The sequence below is a fragment of the Thermaurantiacus sp. genome, from assembly GCF_053487655.1.
Genome location: NZ_JBRCLD010000058.1, coordinates 1 through 9165, shown reverse-complemented (window position 1 = coordinate 9165; position 9165 = coordinate 1). Strand labels below are relative to the sequence as shown.

At 66.6% G+C, this 9165-nt stretch carries 7 protein-coding genes, 1 tRNA gene and 1 pseudogene; 5 read left to right on the top strand and 4 right to left on the bottom strand.

Going from position 1 to position 9165, the window contains the following annotated elements:
• Both clpB and ACWIQA_RS06470 read right to left on the bottom strand, forming a co-directional pair.
• Positions 1 to 2378 (bottom strand): ATP-dependent chaperone ClpB (gene clpB / locus ACWIQA_RS06475; protein ID WP_448582251.1); only part of this gene is annotated, 2378 nt, incomplete at its 3' end.
• A 52-nt stretch (positions 2379 to 2430) separates the two neighbouring features.
• Positions 2431 to 2910, bottom strand: a complete 480-nt coding sequence (locus ACWIQA_RS06470) for a hypothetical protein (RefSeq protein ID WP_448582250.1) — start codon at positions 2908 to 2910, stop codon at positions 2431 to 2433.
• A 65-nt stretch (positions 2911 to 2975) separates the two neighbouring features.
• On the opposite strand from ACWIQA_RS06470, the gene ACWIQA_RS06465 reads away from it, so the two are divergent.
• From ACWIQA_RS06465 to ACWIQA_RS06450, 4 genes are all read left to right on the top strand, one after another.
• A complete protein-coding gene (locus ACWIQA_RS06465; RefSeq protein ID WP_448582249.1) occupies positions 2976 to 4058 on the top strand; it encodes a PQQ-dependent sugar dehydrogenase in 1083 nt (360 codons plus the stop codon).
• A 1053-nt stretch (positions 4059 to 5111) separates the two neighbouring features.
• Positions 5112 to 6362, top strand: a complete 1251-nt coding sequence (clpX, locus tag ACWIQA_RS06460) for an ATP-dependent Clp protease ATP-binding subunit ClpX (RefSeq protein ID WP_448582248.1) — start codon at positions 5112 to 5114, stop codon at positions 6360 to 6362.
• Positions 6363 to 6478: 116 nt separating this feature from the next.
• Positions 6479 to 7132, top strand: a complete 654-nt coding sequence (locus ACWIQA_RS06455) for a DUF4136 domain-containing protein (RefSeq protein ID WP_448582247.1) — start codon at positions 6479 to 6481, stop codon at positions 7130 to 7132.
• A gap of 226 nt (positions 7133 to 7358) precedes the next feature.
• Positions 7359 to 7823: a universal stress protein gene (locus ACWIQA_RS06450; protein ID WP_448582246.1), complete on the top strand. Its 465-nt coding sequence runs from the start codon at positions 7359 to 7361 to the stop codon at positions 7821 to 7823.
• Here the strand turns inward: ACWIQA_RS06450 and ACWIQA_RS06445 are convergent.
• Positions 7820 to 8356 carry a hypothetical protein gene (locus ACWIQA_RS06445; protein ID WP_448582245.1) on the bottom strand — a complete coding sequence of 179 codons (537 nt, stop codon included), beginning with the start codon at positions 8354 to 8356 and terminating at the stop codon, positions 7820 to 7822. The two genes, ACWIQA_RS06450 and ACWIQA_RS06445, sit on opposite strands and share 4 nt — an antisense overlap.
• A 69-nt stretch (positions 8357 to 8425) precedes the next feature.
• Here ACWIQA_RS06445 and ACWIQA_RS06440 point away from each other — a divergent pair.
• A tRNA-Arg gene (locus ACWIQA_RS06440) sits at positions 8426 to 8502 on the top strand.
• A gap of 293 nt (positions 8503 to 8795) precedes the next feature.
• Here the strand turns inward: ACWIQA_RS06440 and clpA are convergent.
• Positions 8796 to 9165: pseudogene (gene clpA / locus ACWIQA_RS06435) on the bottom strand (ATP-dependent Clp protease ATP-binding subunit ClpA); the annotation flags it as partial.

The following is a 9165-nucleotide window of genomic DNA, read 5'->3' as shown; positions in this document are numbered from 1 at the left end:
ACGTCGAGCCGGATCTTGCGATCCCTGAGCAGCCCCTCGACGCGCCGGATCTGGATATCGACGATGGCGCCCATGTGGCTCGGCGCAAGACGGTGGAACAGGATGATCTCATCCAGCCGGTTCAGGAACTCCGGTCGGAAGGCTGCGCGAACGGCTTCCATCACCATGGGTTCGGCCTGCTTGACGTCAGCGCCATCGGGAAGGGCGGCGATATGCTGGCTGCCGAGGTTTGAGGTGAGGATGATGATGGTGTTGGCGAAATCGACCGTGCGGCCCTGGCCGTCGGTCAGCCGGCCATCGTCGAGCACCTGGAGGAGGACGTTGAACACGTCCGGATGGGCCTTCTCGACCTCGTCGAACAGGACGACCTGGTAGGGTCGGCGGCGCACGGCCTCGGTCAGAACCCCGCCTTCATCATAGCCGACATAACCCGGCGGCGCGCCAATCAAGCGGGCGACCGAATGCTTCTCCATGAACTCGGACATGTCGATCCGGACCATCGCCTCCTCGGTGTCGAAAAGGAAGGCGGCGAGTGCCTTGGTAAGCTCGGTCTTGCCGACGCCGGTGGGCCCCAGGAACAAGAAGGAGCCAAGCGGACGGCCAGGATCCTGCAAGCCGGCGCGCGAACGGCGCACCGCCTTGGCAACCGCGGCCACCGCATCAGCCTGGCCGATCACCCGCGCTGCGAGCCCTTCTTCCATGTGGAGGAGCTTCTCGCGCTCCCCTTCCAGCATCTTGGCAACTGGAACCCCGGTCCAGCGGGAGACGACCTGCGCGATGTCCTCCGCGGTCACTTCCTCGCGCACCATGGCCTCCGCCGAGGCGCGTTCCGCTTCGGCAAGGCGCCGCTCAAGGTCGGGGATGACGCCATAGGTCAGTTCGCCAGCACGGGCATAGTCGCCGCTCCGCTGCGCCTGTTCGACCTGGAGCCTTGCGGCTTCCAGCTCCTCCTTCAGGCGCGTGGCGGCAGCCAGCTTCTCCTTCTCCGCCGCCCAGCGCGCCGAAAGCTCGGCGGCCTCGCCCTCAAGCCGGGCAAGCTCGGTCTCGAGCGTCGCGAGCCGGTCCCGGGAGGCCTGGTCGGTCTCCTTCCGGAGCGCCTCGCGCTCGATCTTCATCTGGATGATCCGCCGGTCGAGCGCCTCGATCTCCTCGGGCTTCGATTCGACTTCCATCCTGAGCCGCGAGGCCGCTTCGTCCATGAGGTCGATCGCCTTGTCGGGCAGGAAACGGTCGGAAATATAGCGGTTGGAAAGGGTGGCGGCGGCAACGAGGGCGCTGTCGGTGATCCTGACCCCGTGGTGCAGCTCATATTTCTCCTTGAGGCCGCGCAGGATCGAGATCGTGTCTTCAACCGTCGGCTCGCCGACGAACACCGGCTGGAACCGCCGCTCGAGGGCGGCATCCTTCTCGACATGCTTGCGATATTCATCAAGCGTGGTCGCACCGATGCAGTGGAGCTCGCCGCGGGCAAGCGCCGGCTTCAAGAGGTTCGAGGCATCCATCGCCCCTTCCGACTTGCCTGCGCCGATGAGCGTGTGCATCTCGTCGATGAAAAGGAGGATGTCGCCTTCATCCGCGCGCACCTCGTCGAGCACGGCCTTCAGCCGCTCCTCGAACTCGCCGCGATATTTGGCGCCGGCAATGAGCGCGCCCATGTCGAGCGCGAACAGGGTCTTGTCCTTGAGCCCATCGGGCACATCGCCGTTGACGATGCGCTGGGCGAGACCCTCGACGATCGCGGTTTTGCCCACCCCTGGCTCGCCGATGAGGACGGGATTGTTCTTGGTGCGCCGTGCCAGCACCTGCACGGTGCGGCGAATCTCCTCGTCGCGGCCGATGACGGGGTCGAGCTTGCCCTCGCGTGCGGCGGCGGTGAGATCCCGGCCATATTTGCGGAGCGCGTCGTAGCTGTCCTCGGCGGAGGCGGACTGGGCGGTGCGGCCCTTGCGCATGGCCTGGATCGCCTGCTCGAGCGCCTGGGGCGTGACGCGCGCCGCCTGCATGGCCTTGCCGGCCTCGGTGCCGGACTGGAGCGCGCAGGCCTGGAGCAGCCTCTCAACCGTCACGAACCCGTCGCCCGCTTTCGTGGCGGCCTGCTCGGCGGCGTCGAGCACGCGCACAGCATCGGTATCAAGCCCCACCTGGTTGCTTCCCGACACTTTCGGAAGCGCGGCAAGCTGGCGCTCGACTTCGGCCCGCGCGGCCGCCGGGTCTCCGCCGGCGCGCGTGATGAGGCCGGCGGCAAGCCCCTCACTGTCATCGAGCAGGGCCTTCAAAAGATGGGCAGAGCCGATCCGCGGATGCGCTTCGCGGATGGCGATGGTCTGGGCGGCCTGGAGGAAGCCCCGGGCCCGGTCAGTGAATTTTTCGAGGTTCATGCGCTGCTCCTGTTTGCCTCCATGTAGTGTGGCTTTTCAGCAACAGAAGAGGTCAGTCGCGTCGGCGCAGCAGAAAGGCGAAGACGAGGCCTCCGGCGAGGCCGGCGAGGCTCATGAGGAGGAAGCCCGAAGCCGTGCGGGCGCCGGCAAGCGGAGTCATGCCAAAGCTCAGTCGCATGGCCGCCAGCATGACCGTCATGGCAGCCCAGCCGGCGAGCGGGAAGGCGATCTTGCGGCCAAAGGGCCCGGCCCGCTGGCGCAGCAGGCCAGCAATGGCGAAGGCGATGACGAGAGCGCCGGCAATCACGGGCGCAAGCGTTGGGGCAAGGCCGAGCATGTCGCGGCTAATGCCCGAGATGCGCGCTCCAAAGCCCAGGCTGATGCCAAGGTCGGCGAGGGCCGCCTGTACCATCAGGCTGTGGCCGAGGCTCATGACGACATGGGTGGTTGCGACTGCTGCAAGCAAGGCGGCGAAACGCCAGCCCCATCGGTCGGCTAAGGGGCGGTCGGGCGCTTGCGCTGCCGTTGCCATCTTGTCTCCTTGCCTTGCGTTTGCCGCCTCGTGTAGCGCAGTGCAGCAACAGCGGCGAGGGCAATATGCGGCGGCTTCTCCTTGTCCTGCTTCTCCTCGCTGCGCCGGCATATGCGCAGGCGCTCCGCACTGAGGTGGTAGCCGGCGGGCTCGACCACCCCTGGTCGATCGCCTTCCTGCCCGACGGCAGCGCGCTGGTGAGCGAGCGCGGCGGTGGGCTAAGACGCATATCGGGCGGTACGGTCACTTCCATCCGTGGGCTTCCCCGGGTGCTGACCGGGGGGCAGGGCGGCCTGTTCGACGTGCGCCCGCACCCGGCCTTCGCCCAGAACCGTCTGGTCTATCTCTCCTATGCCCATGGGACGGCCCGCGCCAACGGCACGCGCTTGGCGCGCGCCCGGCTCGAGGGGGACCGGCTCGTGGGGCTCGAAGTGCTGTGGACGGCGACACCGGCGAAGCGCGGACTCGTCCATTATGGCGGCCGCTTCCTGTTCCTGCCCGACGGCACGATCCTTCTTGCAACTGGTGACGGCTTCGACTTCCGCGAGGATGCCCAGCGCAAGACAAGCCCGCTGGGGAAAGTGGTGCGGCTGACTGAATCGGGCAAGCCTGCGCCCGGAAACCCGTTCGCCCGCTCCCAGGGGGCGCTGCCGGAAGTCTGGACTCTTGGCCATCGCAACCCGCAGGGCCTCGCCTTGGATCCGGTCAGGGGCCTCGTCTATGCCCATGAGCACGGTCCGCGCGGCGGGGATGAAGTGAATATCCTTGCTCCCGGTCGCAACTATGGCTGGCCGGTTGCGACGCGCGGCCGCGACTATTCGGGCGCAACAATTTCCCCCTTCCGCCGCTACCCCGGCATGGAGGAGCCGCTGCTCGACTGGACGCCCTCGATCGCACCGTCGGGCCTTGCCGTCTATCGGGGTGCCATGTTCCCCGAATGGACCGGGGACCTGCTGGTCGGAGCGCTTGTTGACCGCGAGATGCGCCGCGTGCGGCTTTCCCCCGACGGCAAGACCGTGCTCGGGCAGGAGTCGCTGCTCGGCGGGGCGGGGGCGCGGATCCGCGATGTCGCGGTCGCCCCCGATGGCGCGATCTGGCTTGCAACCGACGCGCCCGACGGCCAGATCTTGCGCGTGTCCCGCCGCTAGGCGGGGCGCGCCTTGCCCGCGCGGGGCCGGAGCGGGCAGAACGGCGCCATGCGGCACCTGTTCCTCACCCTTCTTCTCCTGCTCGCGGCGCAAGCGCGAAGGCGGCGGCGACCGCCGGGTCGTCGCGCAGGGGGCGCGAGCTACCCGAGAGGCTCCAGGGCAGCTGACGGACGCTCGGCCGGCACGATCAGCTTCACAAGCGCACGCAGCGGCCATCGCCGCCGATCCCCGGTTCGAGGCCGCCGCAGCGGCGCTGTGCCGGGCTGTGCTCGACTTCTATGCGACGCGGCCGCTCGCCATGCGGCTTCTGGCCGACCAGGGGCAGATGCAGGTTCCTTTCGCCTGCGACGACCTCGATCTGGATATCTCCACGGCGGCGGTGCAGCGGCTGGTCCCACCCACCATCGCCTCGGCCGGATGGGTGGCGGCCATCATTCGGTTTCTGGAGCGGAAACGCGCGCTCCGCGGGCCAGTTCTGGGATGGACCGCGGGGCCCGGCACTATCGGTTGCGCTCTGAAGGGCGCGCTTTTGATGCGTTTTTCAGTGATGATGGTGGGCGTTGGAGTCCCCTTCGCCTGCCCCTCGAGGGTGCCAACTGCCGCGCCTGGGGCGAGGAGAAACTGCTTGCAACGCTCGAAGGAGGTGCTTCGCTTCGGTCTGGCCCGACGGTGGAGCAAGCTCAGGCTCGTCGTAGCGAAGCCCTGCTCAATCTGGAGCTCCTGCGCCGGGCCTTGGCGGAAACGCCGAGCCCTTCTCGCAACGGGCGTTCGCAAGCGCGCCTTGGGCTCCCGCGCACCCCAGTTATTGACCTCGTGGACGCCCTCCGGCAGGATGCAGTGTTATCGAATGAAGGGACGTCCGCCTGTTTCCGTAAGGCGCGCGCTAGCGGGTGCGGGTGGCGGAGCCGCTTCCCCGCCATCAGTGCGACCGTGCTCGACGGCTGCTGCCAAAAGATCGTCGCAAACAGCCGGGCCAAAGGTCGCTGAGCTGCGCTCCGCCCCCCTTGCGGCGAGGGACGGGGGCGCTAACATGGGGGTCCTGAAAGGACGTCCATGAGCAAGTCCACCGGCGGCGACGCCAAAAGCACTCTCTACTGCTCCTTCTGCGGCAAGAGCCAGCATGAGGTGAAAAAGCTGATCGCCGGACCCACTGTCTTCATCTGCGACGAGTGTGTCGAGCTGTGCAATGACATCATTCGCGAGGAATCGAAGGCCGCGCTGGTCAAGACGCGCGATGGCGTGCCCACTCCGCGCGAAATCTGCAATGTGCTCGATGACTATGTGATTGGCCAGGCGGTCGCCAAGCGCGTGCTCTCGGTCGCTGTCCACAACCATTTCAAGCGACTGGCCCATGGCGCGAAGGGGGCAGACGTCGAGCTTGCCAAGTCGAACATTCTTCTGGTCGGGCCGACCGGGTGCGGGAAGACTCTGCTCGCCCAGACGCTGGCGCGTATTCTCGACGTGCCCTTTACCATGGCGGACGCAACCACGCTGACCGAGGCCGGCTATGTCGGCGAGGATGTCGAGAACATCATCCTGAAGCTGCTCCAGGCCAGCGACTATAATGTCGAGCGGGCCCAGCGCGGGATCGTCTATATCGACGAGATCGACAAGATCAGCCGCAAGTCCGACAATCCGTCGATCACGCGCGATGTCTCGGGCGAGGGCGTGCAGCAGGCACTGTTGAAGATCATGGAAGGAACGACCGCGAGCGTGCCGCCCCAGGGTGGGCGCAAGCATCCCCAGCAGGAGTTCCTCCAAGTCGATACCACCAACATCCTCTTCATCTGCGGCGGCGCCTTTGCTGGCCTCGACCGGATCATCTCCGATCGCCTCCAGGGCAAGTCGATTGGCTTTGGCGCCCATGTCGCTGCCCCCGAGGAGCGGCGGGTGGGTGAAGTGCTGCGCGCCTGCGAGCCTGAGGACTTGCTCCGATTTGGCCTCATCCCCGAGTTTGTCGGGCGGCTTCCTGTCATAGCAACGCTCGAAGACCTGGATGAGGCGGCGCTGGTCAAGATCCTGACCGAACCTAAGAACGCGCTTTGCAAGCAATATGCCAAGCTGTTCGATATGGAGGGCGTGCGCTTGCGCTTTACCGACGATGCGCTTGCTGCGATTGCGCGGAAAGCGATCGAGCGCAAGACAGGTGCGCGAGGTTTAAGGTCGATCATGGAAGGCATCTTGCTTGACACCATGTTCGATTTGCCTGGCCTCGATACAGTGGAGGAAATCGTCGTTGACGGCGATGTGGTGGCTGGACGTAAGCCGCCGATCCAAGTGCTGCGGACGGAGAAGGCTGCCTGACCTGCGCATCGTGCGGTGCCGAGTGCATGTCCCGCGCAGCGTGAAAGCTTCCATTCACGCGGCCTGCACTAGAAACATGGGCGGGGGCTCTCGGATGGTCCCCATGGAGGAACGTTATGCGTCTCTCTGACACAGGTTTTGCTGTGCGCCCGGATTTTCCCGCGGCGAAGTCCCTGTTGCTCGTCACATTGCTTCTGCTGGCCGCCTGCGCCACGCCATTCCGCGCGCAAGTCTCACGCTTCCAGGTCCTGCCGCCGCCGGCAGGCGAGACCTTCGTCATTGAAGCTGCGGATGATCGCAATGCCAGCTCGATCGAGTTTCGGACCTATGCCCAGGCAGTGCAGCAGGCGCTTGAGCGGCAGGGCTATCGTTTTGCCCGGGATCGTGAGAGTGCGCAGCTCATCGTTCGGATGAGCTATGGTGTTGGTCCGCCGCGCGAGCGGCTGGATACGAGGCCGGGCTTTTTTGGTGTCGGCTGGGGTGGCTGGGGCCGTCCCTGGGGTTACGGCTGGGGTGGCTGGGGCTGGTATGATCCCTGGTGGGGTTGGGGTGGCCCGGAAGTATATAGCTACACCGTCTACCCGAGCTTTCTCGAGATTACGATTTCGCGCGCATCTGACGGCGTGAACCTGTTCGAAGGCCGGGCTCAGTCGACAACGCGCAGCAGCGACCTGCCTTTCCTTGTCCCGAGGCTGGTGGAAGCACTGTTCACTGGCTTTCCCGGCAACTCGGGCGAAACCTTGAACGTGCGGATCCCCGAGAGGAGCTGACGGCCTCCCGCATCCTGCAACAGCCGGCAGACGGCAACACCCGGACATTGCCTCGCGGTCTTGGCGGCATTAGGCGCTGTGCCATGGCGTGGCGAACCGATTCAGCTGGCGCATCCGGCGGTTCGCTGCGCCGTGCATGGCGCGGGGCCGCAGCAGTGCTGGGCAACTGGTGTGATGCCCAGCTTGTTCCAACGCCCGCGCCTTTTGGGGCAGCGCCTGCGCTCGGATGACCACGGCCGGCACCTATCTGGTCGTCGTTGACGATACGCCGGAATGTCGTCGGGCGCTCAGGTTCGCTGCCCGGAGGGCGCGCCGCACAGGCGAGGACGTGCAGCTCCTCCATGTGCTGCCTCCACCTCAATTCGTGCAGTGGGGGGGTGTGCAGGAGACGATCGCCGCCGAACAGCAGGAGGCTGCAGAGCGTCTCCTCGCTGACGCGGCCGACAGCGCGCGTGCACTGCTCGGGCGGCCAGTTGCGACGAAAATCCTTGCCGGCAAGCCTTCAGAGCAGGTGCTGGCGTTTGTCCGAGATCACCCGGAGGTGCGTTCGCTCGTGCTCGCGGCTGCGCCGAAGGGGCGGCCGGGTCCACTCGTCGAGCATTTCGCCGGCGAGCGGGCAGGCTCCTTGCCGTGCCTCATCATCCTCGTGCCAGGCGGGCTCGACGAAGCCGAGCTCGATCGCCTGACCTAGGCGCCCCCGAGTTGGCGGGCGGCCCGCTTTTGCCGCTCGGCAAGAGCAAGCGCCTCGGCACGGATGGTCGAGAGCAAGGTCTCCAATTGCCGCCGGTCCGGGTCGTCGGGCGGGGTGGAATCGACCAGCCGGGCAAGGGGCGCAAGCTGAGCCTCGATCGCGCCATAGCCGGCCCTGGCCTGGTCAAGCCGCGACAGAAGGAGCTGGGCATCGGCCCAGCTGTCGCTGCCGACGGGCGCGCCGCGGGCACGAGCGAGCGCGACATCGAGGGCCTGCCCAGCAGCAGCTGCCGCACGGCGAACAGGGACAAGGGCAGCCTGGGCCCGCGCCAGCTCCTCCTTGAGTGCCGCACGCTCGGGGTCGGAAAGTCCAGCTGAGGCAGAGGCGGACTCGTCAATCTGCCTCGGCACCTCATGGGGCCGGGGCAGAAGATCAGGAAAATCCTGGTCATGCGCGCAGCCGGCAAGGACCGGCAGGACGGACAGCAGCAGACCCAGCGCCAGGAAACGCGTGACAGGGCGGAGAGGAGTCACCCTCTGGCTTTTGCCTTCGCTACCGCACGCTTGCAATCCGTGGCCCTTCGGCTATGTGCCGGGGCCCGCGCGCCCGTAGCTCAGCTGGATAGAGCACCAGACTACGAATCTGGGGGTCGGACGTTCGAATCGTTCCGGGCGCGCCAAACCCTCTCTTGAAGGGGCGACGGGGCGCGCCATGCCGCAGCCGCGTCGGAACGTGGACTGGCAGGCCGTGTGCGGCCAACTCCGCTTGCCCCGGCAGCTGGAGTGGCCTCCACCATTCTTGGCTCGACTGTCGACGACTGCGCGCTGAGCGTTGCGAGGATTGGCGCAACTCTTGCCTGCGCGCGCCAACAGGCCAGCTGCAACCCGCCCGCTGCAACCCGATGGTGCGCCTGCCTGCGCATGGGCAACCCCTTGGCCGGCGCTCTCCGCCGCTGGCGGCCGATCGGCGGGGTCAGGCCTTGTCTTGCGCGGCCTCTGCCGCCTTCCTGCGGCGCGACTTCTTCTTGGGCGCAGCCGGCGTGATCTCGAAGGCGAGCTTGCCATCCTTCAGGTGGACTCGCACTTCGCCACCGTGGACAAGCTTGCCGAACAAGAGCTCGTCTGCGAGCGGGCGCTTGATCTCCTCCTGGATAAGCCGAGCCATCGGCCGCGCGCCGTAGAGCCTGTCATAGCCGCGCTCGGTGAGCCAGGCCTTCGCCTCATCGGAAAGGCCGATGTGGACATCGCGGTCAGCGAGCTGGAGCTCAAGCTCGAGGATGAACTTGTCGACAACGCGGGCGACCACCTCGGGCGGGAGATAGTCGAAGGCAACAATGGCATCC

Excerpts from the sequence above, each read along its gene's own strand:
- clpX (WP_448582248.1), top strand. The coding sequence starts at position 5,112 with ATGAGCAAGTCCACCGGCGGCGACGCCAAAAGCACTCTCTACTGCTCC.
- ACWIQA_RS06455 (WP_448582247.1), top strand. The coding sequence starts at position 6,479 with ATGCGTCTCTCTGACACAGGTTTTGCTGTGCGCCCGGATTTTCCCGCG.
- ACWIQA_RS06450 (WP_448582246.1), top strand. The coding sequence starts at position 7,359 with ATGACCACGGCCGGCACCTATCTGGTCGTCGTTGACGATACGCCGGAA.
- ACWIQA_RS06465 (WP_448582249.1), top strand. The coding sequence starts at position 2,976 with ATGCGGCGGCTTCTCCTTGTCCTGCTTCTCCTCGCTGCGCCGGCATAT.
- ACWIQA_RS06470 (WP_448582250.1), bottom strand. The coding sequence starts at position 2,910 with ATGGCAACGGCAGCGCAAGCGCCCGACCGCCCCTTAGCCGACCGATGG.